The sequence below is a fragment of the Planococcus sp. ISL-109 genome, from assembly GCF_018613655.1.
GTDB lineage: Bacteria > Bacillota > Bacilli > Bacillales_A > Planococcaceae > Planococcus.
Genome location: NZ_JAGGPW010000004.1, coordinates 68636 through 89032, shown reverse-complemented (window position 1 = coordinate 89032; position 20397 = coordinate 68636). Strand labels below are relative to the sequence as shown.

The following is a 20397-nucleotide window of genomic DNA, read 5'->3' as shown; positions in this document are numbered from 1 at the left end:
TCACTTCAGCTATATTCTCTTCATCATTCATCTCGTTTCGCGCATGCAACAATACCGGCTGGACCCATTCGACGGAACGCCCGAATTCGCACATCCAATCATAACGCGGAACCATCCATGCGTGGAAATGATGTGTCATGTCTTCGTTGTAGAAATAATAGACCGCCTCGATGCCCAGGACGTCGCGCTGCGCTTCCTGATTTTCGACAGAATATCTATGTAATCGAGCCGCTCCGCTTCCGTCAATTCATCCAAGCATTTCAGATGGCGCTTGGACGCGAGGATGATCAAGCCCGGAATTGAATACGCCACGCCTTGACGGGCATGGAAATGTTCCGTTTCCACTACAACTCCGCCTTCGGATTGGATCAAGCCTTTGACCATCGCGCAGCTCAAGCACTCGACTTCAACGGTCTCTCCACCGGCTACTATGATTTTCCTCATGTCATTCTCTTGCCTCTATTGATTTTTTTCCGAACGATTCAGCAGCAAAGAAAACAACGAGCCCGATCATCAAAATTAAAAACGAACTTTCGATTAATGCTGTTTCCGTGAAATACTCAAAAATACCATTCACCAAAAGAATCGATCCCCAAACTGCGAAGACCAGAAAATAATTGTTATGGCCATCGTTATTTTGTTGAGAATCGTCTTCAAAAAACAAATCCAGCAGTTTCTTCATCATTCGCTAACTCCTTCGAAATATATTGATTGTATCATTTACTTTCCATCTCATTATTCTCTTTTAGCTGCTATTTAGCTAATCTTTTTTTGCTATATGAGTTGAACTAAAGAGATATCAGTGAATTACCACTACTACTTGAACATTAACAATTTGCGAACAAACAGATATGTAGAAAAACTACGGAGAAAACCTTGCTGCGCAAAGGATTGCCCTCGCAAGGGTCGGGCAACACCTTTCCCGCGGGAAAGCGAGACAGCCGAGACCCCGCAGGGAATGAATGAGCGAAGCTTAGCTGAGCGCATTCATTTGCGACGCATCTGCCATACAGATGTGGGAGCACAAGGGTTTTGAAGCGACTGAGGAGGCTTGGCGCTCGCCCGCAGGTAACGAATAAGCGAAGGGAAGCTGAGCTTATTCATTTGCGATGCTCGAACGCAGTGAGAGTAGAGTAAAGCTTTTTCGGAGTGGTTTTGCGGAATATCTACAGTGAAAATTTATTAGTTCAACTTATATAGATCAATTCACTAGCAACTGGAAGAACTTTCAGATTGATGTGATATTCTTCAACAAGTGATTGTTTTCCTCTTGAATAATTCTCTTTCAAATCGACTGTACAATGAAAAAAGTGCCGAAGACAACATCCTTCGGCACTCCTTAGTATATTCTTTTAATCAATTTGTTTCCCGCAACGACTCGACCGCCTCTTCAAAACTGTCGCGGCTGACCGCGCCGTAATATTCGGGGTCTCCTTTAAAGAAAGTTTCGATGGTATGCTGCCGTGCGCAGTCTAGGTCACATTCGTGCGTACTCATAATGAGTGAAAGGTATGACTTGAAATACGCTGGCTTTAGACGGCTGCCGCGATTGACTGTCATCGGTTTCCCCTCCTTTTCAGCAGCACCCAGCGCCGCTGATTGTAATCGCTTGGTTTCCACTTTTCGAAATTCCGGAACTGCAGACACCCGTTTCAGGCAAGTCCAATTCCACTTTCTCTGCGGCTTCAACATCACCAGTCAGATATGCGACAATCGAACGGACTTGTTCATAACCGGTCGCCATCAGGAATGTCGGTGCCCGGCCGTAGCTTTTCATGCCGACGATGTAAAAATTCTTTTCTGGCTGACGCAGCTCTTTTTCTCCGTGTGGGCGGACGGTGCCGCAACTATGGATGTTCGGATCGATTAGAGGGGCCAGTGCTTTTATGCTTTCAGTTGCGGAATCAATATCCAAGCGGACTTCCCGCAAGAAGCTTAAGTCTGGGCGGCTTCCTGTATTGACGATCACTTCATCGAGTTCTTCGATAGAGTAGTTTTCGCCTTTCCATTCGCCTTCCAATGTCAGTGTCTGACCGTTCTCGAAAACATTCTCAACTCGGAACGGTGTATAGATCTCCACACGACCAGAATCGACAAGCTCATGGATACGCAAACCGAGCGCACCGCGTGCTTCAAGGGCATCGTCTGCTTCTCCTCCGTAAACGTCTTCGATTTTCGGCTTGCGCAAAATCCACGTGATTTTTCCGTTAGGCTCATTCCCACCGAGTTCGGCAAGGTCTAAAAGAGTATTGATGGCAGAATGCCCGCTGCCGATAACTGCCACATGTTTTCCGGCAAAACGTTCGCGGTCATGCCCTTGAATGTCTGGAATGCCATAAAAGATGTGTGGTTGAAGATCCCGCTCACTTCTCGTCCAAACGCCATCTGCGTGGAGCGGGTTCGGCTGCCCCCATGTTCCCGTCGCATCGATGATTGTTTTCGCTTCGATTCGTTCTATTTGTTTTCCTAAAGTTTCAACATATAATACGAACGGCTGGTTTTCCCGGTTTGCCGTCTTCATTTTGTCCTGGTGTTTTCGGCTGATGCCGACAACGCGCGTGTTGAGACGAAGAAACGGTTCAATCTCAGGTACAGTGGCCAGTTTCGTTAAATAGTTCTCGACTAACTCGGCTCCAGTCGGCAATTCCTCGCCCATGGGCGCTTGCCATCCGGAACGCTCCAATAATTCCCCCGCTGCCTTGTCGATATTATATTGCCAAGGAGAGAACAAACGGACATGGCCCCATTGCAACACATGATGGCCGACCATCTGCCCTCCTTCAAGGACAAGAAATGGTTCATTCGCCAACGCCAACTGAGCAGCTGCCGCCAACCCTATTGGTCCTGCACCGATTACGACAACCGGCAGATTCCCAGATTGGTCTTTTGATTTTTCAAAACGGATCGGTTGTGGTGTTATAGAACTGCAAGCAGTTTTAGCATTCATATTATAGCCTCCTAGTTTTTATAAAAAATTGATTTTTGCAAGTATTTTTTAATAATTAATACATCGGCTTGCAGCAGACAGATGATTTCGCCATCGCTTCGTTCAATAGTTTGATCGATTGCAGGACAATATCCCGTTCGAATTCCGTCATATGCGAGAAAATTTCATCTAAATGCGCTTCCATATCTTGTTGGATGACGGTTGCCAGTTCTTTTCCTTCCTCAGTCAACCAGAGAACGGAAATCCGCTTATCTGCATCAGACGGCGCCTTAACTACTAAATTCAATTTTATCAAGCTTTGTACTTGCCGGCTAAACGTGGAAAGGTCCGTCGCTAATGCGTCCGCAACTTCCTGCATCGACGGCAGTTCACGCCGGTCGATCTCATAAAGAATATGGCTTTGCACCAAACTGATTTCCACTTTTCCGACGGTGCAACAATTTCTATTCAGCAGACCAAAGCGTTTGACCATGCTTTGAAAAAGCTCTCGTTTGTTTTCCATTATCTACACCTCACATATACATCATACGAAAAATACTTGCATTTTGCAAGTATTTTATTTATAATTTTTTTAATAATTCATCGGAGGCGAATAGAATGGAATATATAATCAGACGAGCAACCGAAGACGACTGGCCGGAAATCAAGCGGATCTATGAAGCAGGAATCAACACTGGTCTCGCGACGTTTGAAACTGAAGCACCCAGTCATGAAAAATGGGGCGATGAAAAAACAACTGCTTGCCGCATAGTCATCGAGTCCGAGCAGCAAATCCTTGGCTTTTGCAAGCTTTCACGCGTGTCACTGCGGGCAGTCTATTCAGGCGTCGGGGAAGTGAGCATTTACGTTGATCCCACGCAGTTCGGTAAAGGCATCGGCCAACAGATCATGCACGCATTGATTCAAGCTTCGGAGCAGCAAGGATTTTGGACTTTGGAAGCAAAAATCTTCCCGGAAAATAGTGCAAGTTTACGCCTGCATTTGAAAAACGGCTTCCGTGAAGTCGGCTTCCGCGAGCGCATCGGGAAACGGGACGGCGTATGGCGCGACAACATCCTTCTAGAACGCAGAAGCAGCGTGAACGGAATCCATTAAAAAAAGAGCTCACTGATGAGCTCTTTTTTCGTTAGTTAACAGCCAGTTGGTGCACCGACCATAACAAGGCCGCCTTGTTCGCCTTGTGTATCAAAATCCAAGGTAAGGGTATCCGCTAATTGTTTCGCATCCGGCGCAATCGCTATGCGGATGCCGTTCACATCGACGAGTTCATCCGTTTGTTCCGGCGCATCCAGCGATAAGCCGATCTGCGGGCCGCAGCAGCCAGCGACTGCATAGAGGCGCAAGTTTTCCGTTTGCTTTTCTTCTAGAATGGATTGGATATAGCTTTTTGCTTCCTCGGTAATCATCATTTGATCCATCTCTCCTCTTCTTATCTTTTATTATTTACTTTAACACGAATTAAGCTTGTGGAAAAATGCGCTCAAGTGATTCTTTCAGTTCAGGCTTCACACTGATTTTCGGCCGCACGGATGTCGCCATCTGTTCCGCTTCCTCGACCGTATCCGCTTCCCCTAGTGCGAGAAGTGTCCCTATAGCTACAGTGCCGGTTCGGTTACTGCCGCCAGCACAGTGGAAAAATATTTTCTTGCCTTCTTCGTAAGCAATGACGACTCCATCGATTGCGTCTTGGATCGATTCATCCTGGTGTTCAACGGAATCATCGACAATCGGTGCATGGACGCGGGGATAGCTTCCATCGCTATCCGTTGCTTCTGCGCGCAAATCGAATACGATATCGATGCCTTCTTTTTCCACTGCAGTTTTCGCATCTGCTGCGCCGCCGATAAAAATACGGTCTTTCACTAATTGCTGATAAGTTTCGCTCATCGTTTTCCGTCATCCCTTCCTGGCTGCCTCAATATAAATCTATGCTATTTACAAAATGAACGCTTTTAATTGTTCATAACCGATTTTCTCTTCTTCGAGCCACGGAATAATTGCACATTTCTGCGCGAGTTCATCATTCACTTTGCGAATCCACTGTTTCTCAGAAGCGGCACGCCCTTTTAAGACCAGATCGGCCGTATCTGTCGCATACAAGCTTTGGTTGATGACCCACCATTTCGGCTCGATCTGGGCACGCTTCAAATCTTCCTCTAGGCGCGCTGCCTCCAGTACCGGCGTCGCTTCAGCCAGTGTGACGATGACGACACCCGTTTCTTTCGGGTTGCGAAGGCGCGGCAATAGCTTTTTGACGCTGTCCGGCACATCCCCGGTCGAGCGGCTCATTTCTTTATGGTACGCTTCCGTCGAATCGAGCAGCAATAAAGTATGCCCGGTCGGCGCGGTATCAATGACGACGACTTCGTTCTCGGACTTTTCCACCACTTTTGCGAATGCCTGGAACAACGCGATTTCTTCCGTGCATGGTGATTCCAAATCTTCCTTCAAATAGGCGAGCTCTTCATCTGTCATCCCCATACCTGCCTGTTCGATGACGTTCTGTTTATAGCGTTCCACTTCAATTTCCGGATTGATGCTGCTGATCGACAAATTGTCGCGGATTCCGCTTCCTTCAAACGTATAGGCGAGATGAGCGGCCGGATCGGTCGTCGTCAAATGGACTTTATGCCCTTTTTCGGACAAACCGACTGCGATTGCAGAAGCAACGGACGTTTTGCCGACGCCTCCTTTGCCCATCGTGAAAATGACGCGTGTATTGTTTTCGGAAAAATCATTGATGACTTCGTTCAGTCCCGGCAAGTTTAGTTTCTCTCCTGCCTCTTCTGTTTCGAACGTTGTAATGGCATATGAACTGAACAGATGGCGCAAATTTTCCACGCCAGTTAACGAGTAAGAGACATATGGAAGTGAATAGGTCATCACTTGCTTCAATGCTTCCGGTGTCTGCTCGATTGCTGCACGCTGCCGCTTGTAAAATGCTGTCGATATGGCATCTTCCGGCTGATGTGTCTGCAGCAGCCCGTTGACGATGAGCAACTGGTTTTTGATGCCGATTTCTTTCAGTTCAAATGATGCACGATCGGCTTCGAGCAAAGACGAATTATCAGGACGCGCCACCAACAGTAAAGTTGTCTTGTCGCCATCCGATAGTGATTCGACTGCTTTTGCGTACATTGCTTTTTTGCCTTCTAGGCCTGCAAGCGGGCCTAGGCAGGAAGCGCCGTGCGTACTGTCTTCTAAAAATCCGCTCCACGCCGTCGGCAATTGCAAAAGGCGCAGTGTATGGCCGGTCGGTGCAGTATCGAAAATAACATGGTCATATTGCGCGAGAATTTCATCATCTGCGAGTAAATGCGAAAATTCATCAAATGCCGCAATCTCGACGGTGCAAGCACCGGATAATTGCTCTTCCATTGTCGCAAGAACAGTATCCGGCAATTTGCCGCGATACGGGTCGACGACGCTTTCTTTATAAACACGTGCCGCTTCTTCCGGATCGATATTGCAGGCGGACAAATTTTCGACAGCCGGAATGGCCTTCGGGTCATTTGTCAGTTCCACTTCCAGAACGTCTTGCAGATTGGAAGCCGGGTCGGTGCTGACGAGCAATACTTTCTTGCCTTGATCAGCGAGAGCGACCGCAGTGGCACATGCTGTAGACGTCTTCCCGACGCCGCCTTTTCCTGTAAAAAACAAAAACGGAGTAACTACCATTTTATTCGGATTGAATAATGAATACATCGGAATCCTCCTTTAGTTGTTGATATTGAGTGACAAGCGTACGCGCGGTTTTTCCTGCAATTCAGCCGGCGTCATCTCGAACCATTCCGCCAACTCTTCCGTTGTCGGGTATTCGGCTACTTTTACAACTTCCCCGTCGACTAAAACGATCGGCAATGCGTCCGGGCCTTTTTCGACGAGTACTTGATTGACTTGTTGATTCTTCACAAACGCACCAGGATCATCCGTCAAATTATGGCGTGAAATCGTGAAACCTTTTTTCTCCAAAGAATACACTGCCGATGCAATGCGCGTCAGTTCCGGATCCACAGTCGGTCCACACACTCCTGTAGAACAACACATCGCCGGATCAAAAATTTCAACTTTTTTCATGATCAATTCTCCTTCAACTCATGTATTTTCGTTCTATCAAATAGAATGGTTTTAATAGAATGGACGAATTATATATATCTAATCTGTTCGACGCCGGCATCATTACGCTTCAAAACAATATTCCACTTCATTAATAGAGATGAAGCGCAAGACCTGGAGCGCGATCTCCATTCCATGCCTCTTACTTATATAAAATCTCAAACTGCTTTACTTACTCCCCAGTCGCCGCAAAGTGGCGGATGCGCGCCTCGATGTCATCGCGCACTGACTGGAACACTTTCCATTTCTCTTCTTCCGTACCCTCCGCTTTCGCCGGATCCGTAAAGCCCCAATGGTCACGCTTCACATGAGGCGGCGTCATCGGGCATTTATCTGCTGCATCGCCGCATAAAGTGACAACAAAATCTGCATTATTCAAAATCTCCGTATCGATGACATCCGAAGTCTGTTCTGAAATATCAATGTCCACTTCATTCATCGCTTTCACCGCGTTCGGGTTCAAACCGTGCGCTTCAATCCCAGCACTCAATACTTGCCAGTCGTCACCTAAGATTTCTTTCCCCCAGCCTTCCGCCATTTGGCTGCGGCATGAATTTCCTGTGCATAAAAAGTACAATGTTTTTTTCGTCATTTTTATTAACTCCCTTATTTAAATATAAAATTTTCTTGACTGGTATATAATCCAGTATGATATTGCACCCCAATAAGATATGGAGCAAAACTGCGGAGACTCCCGCGGGAAAGCCGAGACAGCCGAGACCCCGCAAGGCGCGTAGCGACTGAGGAGGCTTGGCACTCGCCCGCAGGAAAGCGCAGCGGTTTTGCGGAATATCATTATGCTAAAACTTGATAACTTAAACTTCAGTCACAACGGATGCGCAAACCTTGTTCCACCAATTTCTCGATGCGCTCATCTTGGCTTGGAATAAATGCCAGCACTTGCATCAACATTTCATAAAGCTCACTGTCCTGGTTCAATGAATAAAAAATCCATTGCCCTTTACGCTTTTCCTTCACCAATCCCAGATCCCGCAATTTCCGCAAATGTTGGCTGATGGCGGACTGGCTGACGTTGAAGATTTCAACGAATTCACAGACGCAGCAATCGTTCTTTTCCAACAGTTTGACCATCGATAATCTTGTCTTGTCCCCTAAAAGCTTGAGCACCATGCTCGCCTTTTCGATTTCAATCTCGCGTGCTTTCACTTCCATATAGTGATTCACCTCACTCTATTAATAATTCGTTGTATGTAATGCTTAATACTAATTACAGCATATCAGCATATACTTATATCTTCAAGTGTTGCTGTCTTTTAAAAATGTTTTTTAAGCAAATTTTCTCATACAAAAAAGAGGAACGGAAATTCCGCTCCTCTTTGCCCAACGTTCCATCTATTCCGCTTTAATGATGCTCATGCCCCGCTTCTTCGCTATCTTCTTCTGGCTGACAGCTGATCGAATCCTCATGAGGATTGTCTTCTGTTTCCAGCTGCACCGTGACATGGCCGATTTTCAATTCCGCGAGCGCTTCTTCGATTTCCCTTAAAACCTGCTGGCTGTCTTTGAAAGAGATATGTTCTCTTATAACAACATGCCCAGACATCGCATTTCTTCCGCTCGTAATGCTCCAGACGTGCAAATCGTGGATGCTTTTCACGGCCGGCAGCATTTCAATTGCACGTTTCACTTGTTCCAGGTCGACGTTTTTCGGTGTTCCTTCCATTAAAACATGGATGCCTTCTTTTGTAACGCGCCATCCGCTGATCAAAACAAGTATGGCCACCAGTACACTCGCAAGCGGATCGGCCCATGCCCACCCGAAGAAAATGATCAGGAGAGCCGCTGTAATCGCACCAACCGATCCAAGCAGGTCACTGAGGACGTGCAAAAAAGCGGCACGGAGATTTAGATTTCCCTTTGTGTCCCCGCCGCGCATCAGAATCCAAGCGACCAGTATGTTGACGAACAAGCCGATCACCGCGATGATGAGCATGCCCGACGTCGCAATTTCTGGCGGGTCGGAAAAACGCTGATAGGCTTCATAGAAAATATAGAGCGCAATCACCACGAGCAACACGCCGTTAAAAACTGCAGCCAATATTTCAAAGCGCTTATAGCCATAAGTTTTCATTTTGTCGGCTGCTTTTTCGCCGATAGAAAAAGCCAGGTAAGCAACGCCAAGCGAAACCGAATCGCTGAGCATGTGGCCGGCATCCGCCAAAAGGGCAAGGCTATTCGTCAAATAGCCCCCGATCGCTTCGACCACCATATAGACGGTGATAATTAAAAATGCGATTAATAAAGTCTTTTTATTTCTGTTGTGTGAATGATTGTGCTCCGCTCCCACTTGACTCTCCTTCTTTCATAGGCCCTCGTGATGCAAGCCTTCCTTTGTTATATTCCCTGTAGGCTTCCAAATATCCTATTGAAAAAACAGGAAAATCGCTTCAACCCGTTGAAAAAGAAAAAAGAAAAAATATTCGACACATTTCAGCCGGCTTAGTTTTCAATGCGCGTTAAATCACCTATTGAAAACAAATCTACAACAAATTCCCCACCACTTTCTTCAAAGGTGGAGATGAAGGTCATGCTCAAAAAATTAACAGCAAATTTCAACAAGAGAAATAAAAGTGAGCGCCATTTTATGATTTGTCCGATTATTTTCAATATTCCGCTTGTATTTTCTCTCCCTTTAACGTATGATGAAAAACATCAACCAACTGCATAAGACGATTTCTTATCGAGAGAGACGGAGGGATTTGGCCCTGCGAAGTCTCAGCAACCGGACTCAGTCACGGTGCTAATTCCAATAGGCGTTGCCTGGCAGATGAGAAGATAGCATATACAAACAATGGCTTTCTTCTATTATAGAAGAAAGCTATTTTTTTATCCCACTTTAACGGTCCGTAAGATTCCCACTTGCAAAAGCAGGAGATCAACGGTCCGTAAAAGTCCGATTGGATCAACTAACAATCAGTGGGGATGAGACCCCCACTGATTGAAGTTTCGCTTTATTGAAAGGATGAGGACCATGACAGATTATAGCTTGGAAACACGTCTCGTGCAGCTCGGCAACCGCAGCGATAAACAAACGGGTGCGGTCAACCCGCCCATTTACCTCTCCACCGCGTATGAACACGAGGGGCTCGGCAAATCGACTGGCTATGATTATACCCGCACCAAAAACCCGACGCGAAATCTTTTAGAAGAAGGCATCGCCAACTTAGAAGGCGGCGATGCAGGGTTTGCCTGCAGTTCCGGCATGGCGGCGATCCAATTGGTCCTTTCCTTATTCCGTCCGAACGACGAAATTCTCTTGCCTGAAGATATTTATGGCGGCACTTACCGCCTGATGCAGCAATACAGCGACAGTTACAATATTCGGCCGGTATACGATGCATTTACCGATGCAAAATCGACTGAAGCGAAAATCACTGCCAACACCAAGGCGATCTTTATCGAAACGCCGACCAATCCCCTGATGCAGGAAATCGATTTAATCGCTTATGCTGAACTCGCAAAACGCCATGATTTATTGCTGATTGTGGATAATACCTTTTTGACGCCATATTTGCAGCAGCCGCTCACAATAGGCGCGGATATCGTCCTTCACAGTGCCACTAAATATATCGGGGGCCATAACGATGTGCTGGCAGGACTGGTCGTTGCAAAAGGCTTTGAGCTCTGCGAAAAGCTCGCCACCGCCCATAATTCTGCGGGTGCAGTGTTATCGCCGCTGGATTCATGGCTATTGATACGCGGCTTAAAAACTCTGCCGCTGCGCATGCGCCAGCACGAATCAAACGCCCGTGAACTCGCGGATTATCTCCAAACCCATGATGCCATCACCGAAGTTCTGTACCCCGGTAAAGGCGGCATGCTGTCGTTCCGCTTGCGTGAGGAAGAATGGATCGGTGAATTTTTGGAAAACCTGTCACTCATCACGTTCGCCGAGAGCCTCGGCGGTGTAGAAAGCTTTATCACTTATCCAGCCACGCAAACCCATGCCGATATGCCGGTTGCACAGCGCACGGCACGCGGTGTATGTAATCGCCTGCTCCGTTTTTCCGTAGGCGTAGAGCAGACAGAAGATTTAATCGCTGATTTGTCCCAAGCCTTGGCCAAACTGGAAAAGGAGGTCATTTCTTATGAGTGAACGAATTGAAACGAAACTGATCCATTCTGCAGGAATCGACCCATTAACGGGCGCAGTCAATGTGCCGATTTATTTGTCATCGACGTTCCATCAAGAAAGCATTGATGCGTTCGGGCCGTTCGATTACAGCCGCTCCGGCAATCCGACGCGCACATCACTCGAGGAAACAATCGCGAAACTCGAAGGTGGCGCTCGCGGACTTGCCTTTTCTTCCGGCATGGCGGCCATTTCTTCCGCATTCATGTTACTGAAAGCAGGCGATCACGTGCTCGTCTCTGAAGATGTCTACGGCGGCACATACCGATTCATCACAGAGGTGCTTGAAAAATTCAAAATTGACTTCACCTTTGTCGACATGACTGATTTGGGCGAAGTGGCATCGGCGTTCCAGCCCAACACGAAAGTCGTCTATATTGAAACGCCGTCCAACCCAGTCATGAAAATCACCGATATCGAAATGGCCGCAAAACTGGCAAAAGCCAACGATGCCCTGACATTCGTCGACAACACATTCATGACGCCGCTCTACCAAAACCCGCTGGCGCTTGGTGCAGACATAGTGTTGCATAGTGCAACGAAATTCTTATCCGGCCACAGCGACATCACTGCAGGACTTGCAGTCACAAAAGACGCCGGGCTTGGCGAGCAATTGGCGTTTATCCAAAATACCTTCGGTGCGGTTCTCGGTGCGCAGGATGCATTCACTTTGATCCAAGGCATCAAAACACTCAGCGCCCGCATGAAACAATCCGGTGAGACGACTGCGAGCATTGCAGCGTATTTGAACAATCACCCGCTAGTTGATGAAGTCTACTACCCGGGCTTTTCGTTCCATCCCGGAAATCCGATCCACAACCGCCAAGCGAGCCATGCCGGCTGTATATTGTCGTTCCGTTTAGCGGATAAAGATGCAGCACGCATCCTCGTTAAAGAACTGCAAATTCCGGTGTTCGCCGTCAGTCTCGGCGCGGTCGAATCGATCTTGTCCTATCCGGCAACGATGTCCCATTCCTCTATGCCTCCTGCTGAACGGGAAAAACGCGGAATCACCGAGGGCCTGTTGCGCTTTTCCGCCGGGCTTGAACACGTGGACGATCTGATCGCCGACTTCAGCCAGGCACTCGAAAAAATTGCAGTGGCCAAAGGCGTCAGCATCGCCTATTGATGGTTCCCCATATACAAAAGGACTGCCCAAAAGCTCATGAAAAACGGCTTTCTGGGCAGTCCTTTTTCGTTTGGGGGATGGCTGATATCCACTTTCATCAAAAACCCATAACAGCACAAAAAAGCCTGAATTCCCGGGGGACAGGAATTCAGGCTTTTTTCTATTATAAGACAATCTGCTGGGCAGGCTCTTTGAGCGATACCCTGGCGACACCTGTTTCCACAGCGGCTTTCGCTACAGCTTCTGCGACTGCCAGTGCGACACGCGGGTCGAACGGTTTCGGGATCACATATTCTTCATGCAGTTCATGTGTGGCAATCAAGGCGGCAATCGCTTCGACCGCGGCGATTTTCATCGCGTCATTAATATCACTCGCCTGCACATCAAGCGCACCGCGGAACAAGCCCGGAAACGCTAGGACGTTATTGACCTGGTTGGCGAAATCAGAACGCCCGGTCCCGACGACCCGTGCACCAGCGGATTTTGCAACGCGCGGCAGGATTTCCGGGTTCGGGTTCGCCATCGCGAAGATGACCGGTTCATCATTCATCGAACGCACCATGCTTTCTGTCAACGCCCCCTCTGCCGATACACCGATAAAGACGTCAGCACCGACGATCACATCACCAAGCAACCCTTGTTCCATCTCATAATTGCTCATTTCCGCAACTTCTTCTTTGAACGGGTTCATGCCATTCTGGCGGCCTTTAAAAATGGCCCCTTTCGTATCGCACATGACGATATGGCCAAAGCCGAACTTCGCCAGCAATTTGACGATTGCAATGCCGGCTGCACCTGCTCCATTGACGACCACTTTGGTATCTTCTATTTCCTTCTCTACTAATTTCAATGAATTGATGAGTCCTGCAAGGGTCACGATTGCCGTGCCATGCTGATCATCGTGAAAGACAGGAATGTTCATTTCCTCTTTCAAACGCTGCTCGACGATAAAGCAAGTCGGGGCAGCGATATCTTCCAAATTGACCCCGCCAAAGCCCGGTTCGAGTAATTTCACGGTACGGATGATCTCTTCAGCATCGGTCGTATCCAGGCATATCGGGAATGCGTCGACTCCAGCAAATTCCTTGAACAATAATGCTTTTCCTTCCATGACCGGCAGCGCTGCTTGCGGCCCGATATTGCCAAGGCCTAGCACCGCTGTGCCATCTGTAATGACCGCCACTGTATTGCCTTTCATCGTATACTCATGGACTTTGCTTGGATCGGCATGAATTTCCCGACATGGTGCCGCAACGCCAGGAGAGTAGGCGAGGCTCAAATCCATCTCGTTTTTTACAGCCACTTTTGAACGAATCTCCAATTTCCCTTGATGCCTTCTATGCAAGCTTAGCGAATCGTTTTTCAAATCGGTCATTTGCCTCATCTCCTTTTGTTTATAATTGTTTATTATATAGCCTCCTCATTAAATTGAAAGACTTTTCTTTCAATTCTGAATAATTTCAGACTTTAGACTGATAAAGAAGTAGAGAAATGATGCTTGTTCCCCCTTATTCTGCTTCCATATCCTGTTTCAAAAAGTGGATTAGTGCTTCTTCTCGCTTGTCTTGAACTGCTTTTGATTTTTCTGCTGGCCAGTCGTAAAAGCCGCGCCCGCTCTTTTCGCCCAAGTGGTTTTCTTCCACAAGTTCACGCAAAGTCCGACCCGGTTTTTGATCGGTCGACAGATCTTCGAACAAGTAATCGGAAATGGCGTAGAAAATATCCAAGCCGCCAAGATCAGCTGTTTGAAGCGGACCGGTCACCGGAAGGCGCCTGCCGATGCTATAGGTAACCGCGGCATCGATATCCTCCTTTGAAGCCACTCCGGCATCGAGCAGCGCTTGCGCTTCACGGAACAAAGCGAATTGAAGACGATTGCCGATAAAGCCCGGCAATTCCTTTTTCAACAACACCGGTTTCTTGTTCATCTGCTCGATCACTTTTCTCGTTTGCCTCAGTGTTTTTTCGCTCGTCCGTTCGCCAGCGACAATTTCCACGAGCGGTATCAAATGAGCCGGGTTCCAGAAATGCGTCAGGACGAACCGTTCGGGATGATCCATCTGCTCCGCTAATGCAGTCGGCATCAAACCGGAGCTATTGCTCGCAATCACGATATCCGCCCGAATCAGGTTCTCTAGCTGGCGATAGACTTTATGCTTCAATTCCATATTCTCCGGCACGGCCTCGATGATGAAATCCGCACCTTTCACCGTTTCCTCCATAGAGGTATGGAATGTGACGCGGCTTTTGATTTCCTGTACTTCTTTTTTCCCGATAAGCTCGTTGACTGCCATGAGTTGCAACTTTGACTCAAAGCCTTTTTGTGCGCGTTCCACATCGTGTGCATCGACACCGAAAACCTCCGCCGTCTGGCCGTGCCATGCAGCTGACAGTGCAATCGAATGCCCCATCGTTCCTGCTCCGATAATTGCTAGCTTGTTCATCCTAACCCTCTCCTTATATGTATTGAGTTGATTTTCAATTACCCCGCCGAAAAGCCCGCTTTTTCAGCGGGCTTTTCGGTTCTTCATTATTTCATCCCGCTTTAACGTCCGATTGCATCAACTGACAATCAATGGGCATGGCGAAAATCCCAACTGATTGAAGTTCCCTTTATTTCGTTTTTTCGCCAAGCTCAATGGACGCTAAAGTCGAGGTGATCCAAAACTCTTCCGGATCATCGGCATTTGCACGGAATTCGCGCTTCACTTCACCGAATCCTTCCACGAAATAATTACGGTTGATTGAACCTTCCTCTTCTTGTTCCAATACGAAGACATCATCAAAATCACGGTATGGCGTCTCTAAACTCGCTCCTGTTTCAACAACGGTTGCATCGCCGATCGCTTGACCTTCTTCGATCGGAAATTCAAGATACGTTGATATCACTTCCAGCGCTTCCAGTTCCTCGAAGCTCGCATTGAATTCATCGTAAAACTCACCTTCTTGCTTAACCAGTTCGATGCTGTCGTCATTCAACCGGAATACCTTAAGCACGACGGTTCCACCATTATTTTCGTATGTCGCTACGTGATTCGCTTCCATGTAATCGGTTCTTAATGTGAACTCCGCAAACTCATTGCCGAATCCTTCAAATTGAGCCGTTGAACCGTCCTCCATAAAATAATCGTACGGATCGATAGTGGACGCCTCATCGCCGTGGCTGTCGCCACTCGTGGTTTCTTCTGTTTCTTCTGTTTCTTCTGTTTCTTCTGTTTCCGTTTGTTCCACCGATTCAGTCGTTTCCTCTTCGCTGGCCGTTTCTTCCGGTTCTTGCTCCGTGGCCATGTCTTGAGTTCCACAGCCCGCGACTGTTAATATGAGCGCTAGCCCGCCTGCACCTATCCAATACTTCATCGACAGTCCTCCTTTTTTAGAGTTGACGTATACACCAATGAATAGTTACCGAATTTTCAGTAAATAGTTTGCAAAAAAATCTTAAGCTTCCTTATTTTCAATAGATCACTAAAGATGCAGTGAATCGTGGTAGATCGGCTTCAAGTGAATGTCGTATTCTTTTCTCACTTCGTTCAAATCGTAAATATTGCCGGGGAATTCCGGGTCTTCAAGCTTTTCAATCTGCTCATGCACCAAGTCTGCAAAATACACGCCGACCGCGATGCCCTTTGGGTATTTGCGCTTCACTTCTTTGACGAAGTCCTCTGTCAGCATTTGGTTGAACGCATGGTACAGTGCCGCATTCACGACCGTCAACGAGTCTTTCGTGGCGTATGAAACTACGTAATAGTTCCCATAATCGTCCTTCAGTAAATCTCGCTCTGCTTGAATGTCCATCCTCTCTCCTCCTTTTGCTACTGTTAGTTTTCCATACCCTTAGTCCGCTTGCCGGAAACGAATTTTCCAGCAGCACAACAGAGAACACGCTCAGCCTCGTTGCTAAAAGCACGGAGCATCCAGCTAATCGACTGCTTGCGGATACGATATCGATAGTTTCAAATTGGCATTGCGTTCTCAGATCCGGCCGAGTAAATTCAGGCCTGTGCCGCGGATTGCAAATGCAGAAAATGACTATAGTCAGGAACCCCATGAAAGGACTGAGACCTTTCCGAGAATTTGATTAAAGAAATATAATGATTTTTTTCAAATCACTATTAAAATCAGTATGCCCAGATTTTTGAACAAAAAACCCACCCGCTCCCTTCTTGATGAAAGGCATCAGGTGGAAAATCCTAAGGTTTGAGCTGCACCAGGTCGCCAAACAGCGAAATGAGCAGTAAGCTTACCGCTCCAACAGAGATGGCGGCAATCAAACCGATATAGAAAGGCCGCAAGCCCATGCCACGGAAGATCTTCAGATTAGTAGATAAGCCGACGCCTGCCATAGCGAGCCCGAGCATATACGTCGACCCAAACGAACTCCAGAAGCTATAGAAACTTTCCCAGTTTTGTGCACTGAAAAAGCTGAATGCCTGGCCGCTTGAAGCAAGTGTCGCATCCCCGACCGTCCGTATAAATGACAGGAGAAGAAATCCAAGAATGAAGAATGGGAACAATTTATACCATTTCGGCATGTTTCCGCTTACGCGTCCTTCACTGCGGAAAAACAAATAGGCAATCAACGGAATAACGGCGATGATGAAAAGATTGCGTGTCAATTTTGTAATCGTCGCCACATCGAGCGCCAAAGTCGACCCGTACATTTGTTCATACATCAATGCAGCACCTGTCACTTGTGCCGTGTCGTGTATAGCCGTTCCGAGAAAAAGTCCAGCTTTGATCGGCTCTTCCGCAAAAAAGAAGTGGGCCAAATAAGGGTAGAACAGCATGCCCAGCAATCCGAAAATGGTGATATTGGCGACTGCGTAGGAAATTTCATTTTCCTTCGCACGGATGACCGGTGCCGTTGCCATAATAGCCGTGACACCACAAATCCCGGTGCCGTTCGCAATCAATGCGCCGAGGCGATTGGACTGCCCGAAAACTTTCGTAAAAAACAAAGTAACCCCGATGCCGACAGAGATGCAAGCGACAATGAGCGGCAATCCCCAAGCACCGAGCGTCAGCGCTTCCGTCAAACTCAAGCGCAAACCGAGCAGGATGATGCCGATTCGCAGCGCATATTTCACCGCAAATCCGACACCTTCTATGAAGATATCTTGCAAGCCGATGGTGTTGCGGATTACAATTCCGAGCAAGATTGCGACAAAAATCCCTGAAACCGGGCTTTTTCCGCCTTCCGGCAAGAGCCCGATTGCGCCGAGTGACGACCCAATGGCGGCTGCACCGTAAATTCCAGCTAAAATGACCAATAAGCAAATGGCCAGACCGGGTAGCAGTCTGACCATTCGCTGACTTTTCGTGTTTTGTGTCACACTCATCTGCTCCTTGCGAACCGTCTTTTGATACCGTACTTATCGTACCACCAAATGGCAGGTCCGTCTAAGGGCGCTTTAAGGTAGAATCTCTTCGATCAATTGAATGATGCGGTCTTGTTGGATCGGTTCCAAATCAGACCCCGAAGGCAAGCACAGCCCTTGTGCAAATAACTTTTCGCTGACGGCTGTTTTGCCGTGCGCGTTATGAGAGTAGAATTTGCATCCGGCAAAAAGCGGCTGCAGGTGAAGCGGTTTCCAAACGCGGCGCGCTTCGATATTTTCCGATTCCAGCCATTCCCGAATGTAATCTGGAGAGCGGTCTGTTTTCGCCGGGTCAAGCAACATGACGCTCAACCAGCGGTTCGACCGGGTCCCTTCCAGTTCAGGCTGGAATTTTACTGCCGAATGATTACCGATCGCTGCAAAATAGCGGCTGTATACTTCACGGCGAGCGGTAACGCGCAACTCGATGGCCTCCAATTGGGCACGCCCGATTCCTGCTAAGACATTGCTCATCCGGTAGTTATAACCGACACGGCTATGTTCATAGTACGGGGCATCATCTTTTGCCTGGGAAGCAAGGAAGCGCGCTTTGCCGATTGCTTTTCGGTCGTTCGAAACGAGCATGCCGCCTCCGGAGGTCGTAATGATTTTATTGCCGTTAAACGAGAAAATCCCATATGTCCCAAGGCTTCCGGTTTTTCTCCCTTTGTACGTGGAACCGAGCGATTCCGCGGCATCTTCGATGATCGGCACCCCGTAATGGCTGCAAAGGGCAATCAGTTCATCCATGCGCGCGCATTGTCCATAAATATGTACAATGATCACTGCCTTAGGAAGTTTGCCCTCTTGCTCTGCGGCTGCAAATGCTTTTTGCAAAGCCCACGGAGACATATTCCATGTCTCTTCTTCCGAATCGATAAACACCGGTTCGGCACCAGCATAGATGATTGGATTCGCGCTCGCCACAAACGTTAAACTTGAACAGAACACACGGTCCCCTTTTCCGACACCAAGCAATTGCAAAGCCAAGTGGATTGCGGCAGTGCCTGATGATAGCGCTGCCGCCGCACCCGTTGTTGCATACGCAGCTATTTCCGCCTCGAACTGATTGATGTTCTCTCCCATCGGCGCAATCCAGTTTGATTCGAACGCTTGGGCGATATACTTCTGCTCGTTCCCTGTCATATGCGGGGCCGAAAGAAAAATCCTGCCTTCTGTTTCTTTTGCCGGAACCGGAAATTGCACAACCGATGCTTCTGTATCTTGTCGAATGTTCATGTACAACAGCCTCCTCTTGTTTCATTAGCTTGTTCAGTTCATGCCGCAATCGCTTTGGCAAATGTGCTTTTGCAAGTTGTTAATCACCAATCCGGGATACCTGCCCGAATCTGCTGTTTCCACGTGTCTTCTAGAAACTGTAAATCGCATATCTGCACCGAATATACTGATCATTTCTTGTCTGATTTGCTGTTCTGTCTCAAGCAGAAGAGTGCCCTCGCCGTCGATCCAAATAATGATCTCGTCCAAGGAATTTTGGACGAATTGCATGGCTGGCGCCAATTGACGGAACTTTTCACGGACCGTCGCCAAATACAAACTCGTCACTTTCCCTCTACTCTTCGATTGCAGATACTCGGATTCCGGTTCGGTTGGTTTACGGACGACCGGATGGGCGCTGCCGCATGGACATGGACAATGGACGGGCAGCAAGCGATCCTTGATTTTCAGCCGGATCAACGGAGTGCCGTGCGTATGGAAGCGGGTCAGCAGAACTTCACCCTTCTCGCCAAATTCCAGCACGCCGGTCCGCATATTAAAATGCAGATTGCCTGCGGCACATTCGAAAAGGAACGGTGAGCGCTCCGACTTCATGCTCCAACGGCGGACGATACAACCGAAGGCACTTTCGATTTCCAAGCGTTCACTATCCGACAAAATTTCCGTTTCAACAAATACGGCAGCCGTTTGAAAGGTCAAAATGATGCATTGATCATTAATGAATCGGGATAGCGCCAAAATCGCAGAAGGCAATCCATCGATAAAGTCAGGGCGGAATTCGTTCAAATTCCGGATCACCGACTCCAGAAACGGTTCCATGCAATGGTGGGCTGAGTAAATGCGCTGATTGAGGTAATAAATGTCGCGCCAGAATGCTCCTTCTGTTTGGGCGTGCGGGACAAAATCGCCGCTATAGAAAGTGGCGCGCTTCATCTCCAAATTAATCACTCCGTTTTGCTTCTTAAAATAATCGATGGCGGCCGTTTGCCTCTGCACATCCAAGTTCGTCAACTGGAGAGGCGGAAATCCTGTTGGTGCGCTGCCGCTTGAAAATGCTTCTTTTTTTCTTTGTGTTTCCGTATGGATTTCTTCAATGCGCTCTGCAAAAAGCGTCTCTTCGATAATCGGCAGCTGCGTTAACCCGTCTGCGCTTTGAATATCCGAAGCCTTATTTTTGTAAAGTTCCCGGTAAAACGGACTATGCTGCACAGCATGCCGGATAATCGCCTGAACCTCCCGATCCTGGAATTCCTGTTCTGCCAGCCGGTCTCCTTCATCCATGATGGAAAGCTGTTGAAGAAAGCGGTAATAACCCATGCCATATCGCTTCCTGGAATTGGCATATTCATGAAAACTCAGCAGTAGATTTTGGAGATAGATAGGAGAATTCCCGTAAAATCCCGATGATAGTAGCTTCATTACCCATCCCCCCTGC

General features: G+C 47.8%; 23 protein-coding genes and 1 riboswitch. Of the genes, 4 read left to right on the top strand and 19 right to left on the bottom strand.

The window, feature by feature from the left end; translation table 11 throughout:
• Nucleotides 1-135: 135 nt before the first annotated feature.
• From J7E21_RS16505 to J7E21_RS02180, 5 genes are all read right to left on the bottom strand, one after another.
• The gene (locus J7E21_RS16505; protein WP_353047712.1) at nucleotides 136-444 is read right to left on the bottom strand and encodes an HIT family protein; all 309 of its coding nucleotides are present in this window, start codon (nucleotides 442-444) and stop codon (nucleotides 136-138) included.
• 1 nt (nucleotide 445) lies between these two features.
• A complete protein-coding gene (locus J7E21_RS02195) occupies nucleotides 446-685 on the bottom strand; it encodes a hypothetical protein (protein WP_215104349.1) in 240 nt (79 codons plus the stop codon).
• Between the two features lie 671 nt (nucleotides 686-1356).
• A complete protein-coding gene (locus tag J7E21_RS02190) occupies nucleotides 1357-1560 on the bottom strand; it encodes a hypothetical protein (protein WP_215104347.1) in 204 nt (67 codons plus the stop codon).
• A gap of 16 nt (nucleotides 1561-1576) precedes the next feature.
• On the bottom strand, nucleotides 1577-2947 hold the full coding sequence (locus J7E21_RS02185) for an NAD(P)-binding domain-containing protein (protein ID WP_215104345.1): 1371 nt from the start codon (nucleotides 2945-2947) through the stop codon (nucleotides 1577-1579).
• A gap of 55 nt (nucleotides 2948-3002) precedes the next feature.
• Nucleotides 3003-3449, bottom strand: a complete 447-nt coding sequence (locus J7E21_RS02180; RefSeq protein ID WP_215104343.1) for a MarR family winged helix-turn-helix transcriptional regulator — start codon at nucleotides 3447-3449, stop codon at nucleotides 3003-3005.
• Nucleotides 3450-3544: 95 nt separating this feature from the next.
• On the opposite strand from J7E21_RS02180, the gene J7E21_RS02175 reads away from it, so the two are divergent.
• Nucleotides 3545-4042 (top strand): GNAT family N-acetyltransferase, encoded by a 498-nt coding sequence (locus J7E21_RS02175; RefSeq protein WP_215104341.1) that lies wholly within the window; start codon nucleotides 3545-3547, stop codon nucleotides 4040-4042.
• A gap of 35 nt (nucleotides 4043-4077) precedes the next feature.
• Here J7E21_RS02175 and J7E21_RS02170 read toward each other — a convergent pair whose 3' ends face one another.
• From J7E21_RS02170 to J7E21_RS02140, 7 genes are all read right to left on the bottom strand, one after another.
• Nucleotides 4078-4365, bottom strand: coding sequence for a HesB/IscA family protein (locus tag J7E21_RS02170; RefSeq protein ID WP_251047764.1), 288 nt, complete (start codon nucleotides 4363-4365; stop codon nucleotides 4078-4080).
• Between the two features lie 40 nt (nucleotides 4366-4405).
• Entirely contained in the window at nucleotides 4406-4834 is a 429-nt protein-coding gene (locus tag J7E21_RS02165) for a protein-tyrosine phosphatase family protein (protein WP_215104339.1), read from the bottom strand.
• A 48-nt stretch (nucleotides 4835-4882) separates the two neighbouring features.
• Nucleotides 4883-6652, bottom strand: a complete 1770-nt coding sequence (arsA, locus tag J7E21_RS02160) for an arsenical pump-driving ATPase (RefSeq protein ID WP_215104337.1) — start codon at nucleotides 6650-6652, stop codon at nucleotides 4883-4885.
• Between the two features lie 12 nt (nucleotides 6653-6664).
• A complete protein-coding gene (gene arsD, locus J7E21_RS02155) occupies nucleotides 6665-7024 on the bottom strand; it encodes an arsenite efflux transporter metallochaperone ArsD (protein ID WP_215104335.1) in 360 nt (119 codons plus the stop codon).
• A 211-nt stretch (nucleotides 7025-7235) separates the two neighbouring features.
• Nucleotides 7236-7655, bottom strand: coding sequence for an arsenate reductase (thioredoxin) (gene arsC / locus J7E21_RS02150; RefSeq protein WP_215104333.1), 420 nt, complete (start codon nucleotides 7653-7655; stop codon nucleotides 7236-7238).
• A 230-nt stretch (nucleotides 7656-7885) separates the two neighbouring features.
• Nucleotides 7886-8236 carry an ArsR/SmtB family transcription factor gene (locus J7E21_RS02145; RefSeq protein ID WP_215104331.1) on the bottom strand — a complete coding sequence of 117 codons (351 nt, stop codon included), beginning with the start codon at nucleotides 8234-8236 and terminating at the stop codon, nucleotides 7886-7888.
• Nucleotides 8237-8426: 190 nt separating this feature from the next.
• Nucleotides 8427-9371: a cation diffusion facilitator family transporter gene (locus tag J7E21_RS02140; protein ID WP_215104329.1), complete on the bottom strand. Its 945-nt coding sequence runs from the start codon at nucleotides 9369-9371 to the stop codon at nucleotides 8427-8429.
• 240 nt (nucleotides 9372-9611) lie between these two features.
• Here J7E21_RS02140 and J7E21_RS02135 point away from each other — a divergent pair, with 240 nt between their 5' ends.
• The 3 genes from J7E21_RS02135 (at nucleotide 9612) to J7E21_RS02125 (ending at nucleotide 12345) form a co-directional block, all read left to right on the top strand.
• Nucleotides 9612-9752, top strand: coding sequence for a hypothetical protein (locus J7E21_RS02135; protein WP_215104327.1), 141 nt, complete (start codon nucleotides 9612-9614; stop codon nucleotides 9750-9752).
• A gap of 6 nt (nucleotides 9753-9758) precedes the next feature.
• Nucleotides 9759-9858: riboswitch (SAM riboswitch) on the top strand.
• 197 nt (nucleotides 9859-10055) lie between these two features.
• Entirely contained in the window at nucleotides 10056-11180 is a 1125-nt protein-coding gene (locus tag J7E21_RS02130; protein ID WP_215104326.1) for a methionine biosynthesis PLP-dependent protein, read from the top strand.
• Nucleotides 11173-12345 (top strand): aminotransferase class I/II-fold pyridoxal phosphate-dependent enzyme, encoded by a 1173-nt coding sequence (locus J7E21_RS02125; RefSeq protein ID WP_215104324.1) that lies wholly within the window; start codon nucleotides 11173-11175, stop codon nucleotides 12343-12345. The genes J7E21_RS02130 and J7E21_RS02125 overlap by 8 nt, the downstream gene beginning before the upstream one ends.
• A gap of 163 nt (nucleotides 12346-12508) precedes the next feature.
• On the opposite strand, the gene ystJ is transcribed toward J7E21_RS02125, so the two are convergent.
• The 7 genes from ystJ to J7E21_RS02090 all read right to left on the bottom strand — a co-directional run bounded on the left by ystJ (nucleotide 12509) and on the right by J7E21_RS02090 (nucleotide 20381).
• On the bottom strand, nucleotides 12509-13720 hold the full coding sequence (gene ystJ, locus J7E21_RS02120) for an NADP-dependent malic enzyme (protein ID WP_483313470.1): 1212 nt from the start codon (nucleotides 13718-13720) through the stop codon (nucleotides 12509-12511).
• 133 nt (nucleotides 13721-13853) lie between these two features.
• Entirely contained in the window at nucleotides 13854-14789 is a 936-nt protein-coding gene (locus J7E21_RS02115) for a 3-hydroxyacyl-CoA dehydrogenase family protein (RefSeq protein WP_215104320.1), read from the bottom strand.
• Between the two features lie 169 nt (nucleotides 14790-14958).
• On the bottom strand, nucleotides 14959-15702 hold the full coding sequence (locus tag J7E21_RS02110; RefSeq protein WP_215104319.1) for a hypothetical protein: 744 nt from the start codon (nucleotides 15700-15702) through the stop codon (nucleotides 14959-14961).
• Nucleotides 15703-15810: 108 nt separating this feature from the next.
• Entirely contained in the window at nucleotides 15811-16140 is a 330-nt protein-coding gene (locus J7E21_RS02105; protein WP_215104317.1) for a hypothetical protein, read from the bottom strand.
• 395 nt (nucleotides 16141-16535) lie between these two features.
• Nucleotides 16536-17651 carry a YeiH family protein gene (locus J7E21_RS02100; RefSeq protein WP_251047763.1) on the bottom strand — a complete coding sequence of 372 codons (1116 nt, stop codon included), beginning with the start codon at nucleotides 17649-17651 and terminating at the stop codon, nucleotides 16536-16538.
• A 105-nt stretch (nucleotides 17652-17756) separates the two neighbouring features.
• On the bottom strand, nucleotides 17757-18869 hold the full coding sequence (locus tag J7E21_RS02095) for a DegT/DnrJ/EryC1/StrS family aminotransferase (RefSeq protein WP_251047809.1): 1113 nt from the start codon (nucleotides 18867-18869) through the stop codon (nucleotides 17757-17759).
• A gap of 126 nt (nucleotides 18870-18995) precedes the next feature.
• A complete protein-coding gene (locus tag J7E21_RS02090; protein ID WP_215104311.1) occupies nucleotides 18996-20381 on the bottom strand; it encodes a phenylacetate--CoA ligase family protein in 1386 nt (461 codons plus the stop codon).
• Between the last annotated feature and the right edge of the window lie 16 nt (nucleotides 20382-20397).

Excerpts from the sequence above, each read along its gene's own strand:
- J7E21_RS02195 (WP_215104349.1), bottom strand. The coding sequence starts at position 685 with ATGATGAAGAAACTGCTGGATTTGTTTTTTGAAGACGATTCTCAACAA.
- J7E21_RS02165 (WP_215104339.1), bottom strand. The coding sequence starts at position 4,834 with ATGAGCGAAACTTATCAGCAATTAGTGAAAGACCGTATTTTTATCGGC.
- J7E21_RS02170 (WP_251047764.1), bottom strand. The coding sequence starts at position 4,365 with ATGGATCAAATGATGATTACCGAGGAAGCAAAAAGCTATATCCAATCC.
- J7E21_RS02180 (WP_215104343.1), bottom strand. The coding sequence starts at position 3,449 with ATGGAAAACAAACGAGAGCTTTTTCAAAGCATGGTCAAACGCTTTGGT.
- J7E21_RS02190 (WP_215104347.1), bottom strand. The coding sequence starts at position 1,560 with ATGACAGTCAATCGCGGCAGCCGTCTAAAGCCAGCGTATTTCAAGTCA.
- J7E21_RS02115 (WP_215104320.1), bottom strand. The coding sequence starts at position 14,789 with ATGAACAAGCTAGCAATTATCGGAGCAGGAACGATGGGGCATTCGATT.
- ystJ (WP_483313470.1), bottom strand. The coding sequence starts at position 13,720 with ATGACCGATTTGAAAAACGATTCGCTAAGCTTGCATAGAAGGCATCAA.
- J7E21_RS02125 (WP_215104324.1), top strand. The coding sequence starts at position 11,173 with ATGAGTGAACGAATTGAAACGAAACTGATCCATTCTGCAGGAATCGAC.
- J7E21_RS02130 (WP_215104326.1), top strand. The coding sequence starts at position 10,056 with ATGACAGATTATAGCTTGGAAACACGTCTCGTGCAGCTCGGCAACCGC.
- J7E21_RS02175 (WP_215104341.1), top strand. The coding sequence starts at position 3,545 with ATGGAATATATAATCAGACGAGCAACCGAAGACGACTGGCCGGAAATC.
- J7E21_RS02135 (WP_215104327.1), top strand. The coding sequence starts at position 9,612 with ATGCTCAAAAAATTAACAGCAAATTTCAACAAGAGAAATAAAAGTGAG.
- arsD (WP_215104335.1), bottom strand. The coding sequence starts at position 7,024 with ATGAAAAAAGTTGAAATTTTTGATCCGGCGATGTGTTGTTCTACAGGA.
- J7E21_RS16505 (WP_353047712.1), bottom strand. The coding sequence starts at position 444 with ATGAGGAAAATCATAGTAGCCGGTGGAGAGACCGTTGAAGTCGAGTGC.
- J7E21_RS02090 (WP_215104311.1), bottom strand. The coding sequence starts at position 20,381 with ATGAAGCTACTATCATCGGGATTTTACGGGAATTCTCCTATCTATCTC.
- J7E21_RS02105 (WP_215104317.1), bottom strand. The coding sequence starts at position 16,140 with ATGGACATTCAAGCAGAGCGAGATTTACTGAAGGACGATTATGGGAAC.
- J7E21_RS02185 (WP_215104345.1), bottom strand. The coding sequence starts at position 2,947 with ATGAATGCTAAAACTGCTTGCAGTTCTATAACACCACAACCGATCCGT.
- J7E21_RS02145 (WP_215104331.1), bottom strand. The coding sequence starts at position 8,236 with ATGGAAGTGAAAGCACGCGAGATTGAAATCGAAAAGGCGAGCATGGTG.
- J7E21_RS02110 (WP_215104319.1), bottom strand. The coding sequence starts at position 15,702 with ATGAAGTATTGGATAGGTGCAGGCGGGCTAGCGCTCATATTAACAGTC.
- arsC (WP_215104333.1), bottom strand. The coding sequence starts at position 7,655 with ATGACGAAAAAAACATTGTACTTTTTATGCACAGGAAATTCATGCCGC.
- J7E21_RS02100 (WP_251047763.1), bottom strand. The coding sequence starts at position 17,651 with ATGGTCAGACTGCTACCCGGTCTGGCCATTTGCTTATTGGTCATTTTA.
- J7E21_RS02095 (WP_251047809.1), bottom strand. The coding sequence starts at position 18,869 with ATGACAGGGAACGAGCAGAAGTATATCGCCCAAGCGTTCGAATCAAAC.
- arsA (WP_215104337.1), bottom strand. The coding sequence starts at position 6,652 with ATGTATTCATTATTCAATCCGAATAAAATGGTAGTTACTCCGTTTTTG.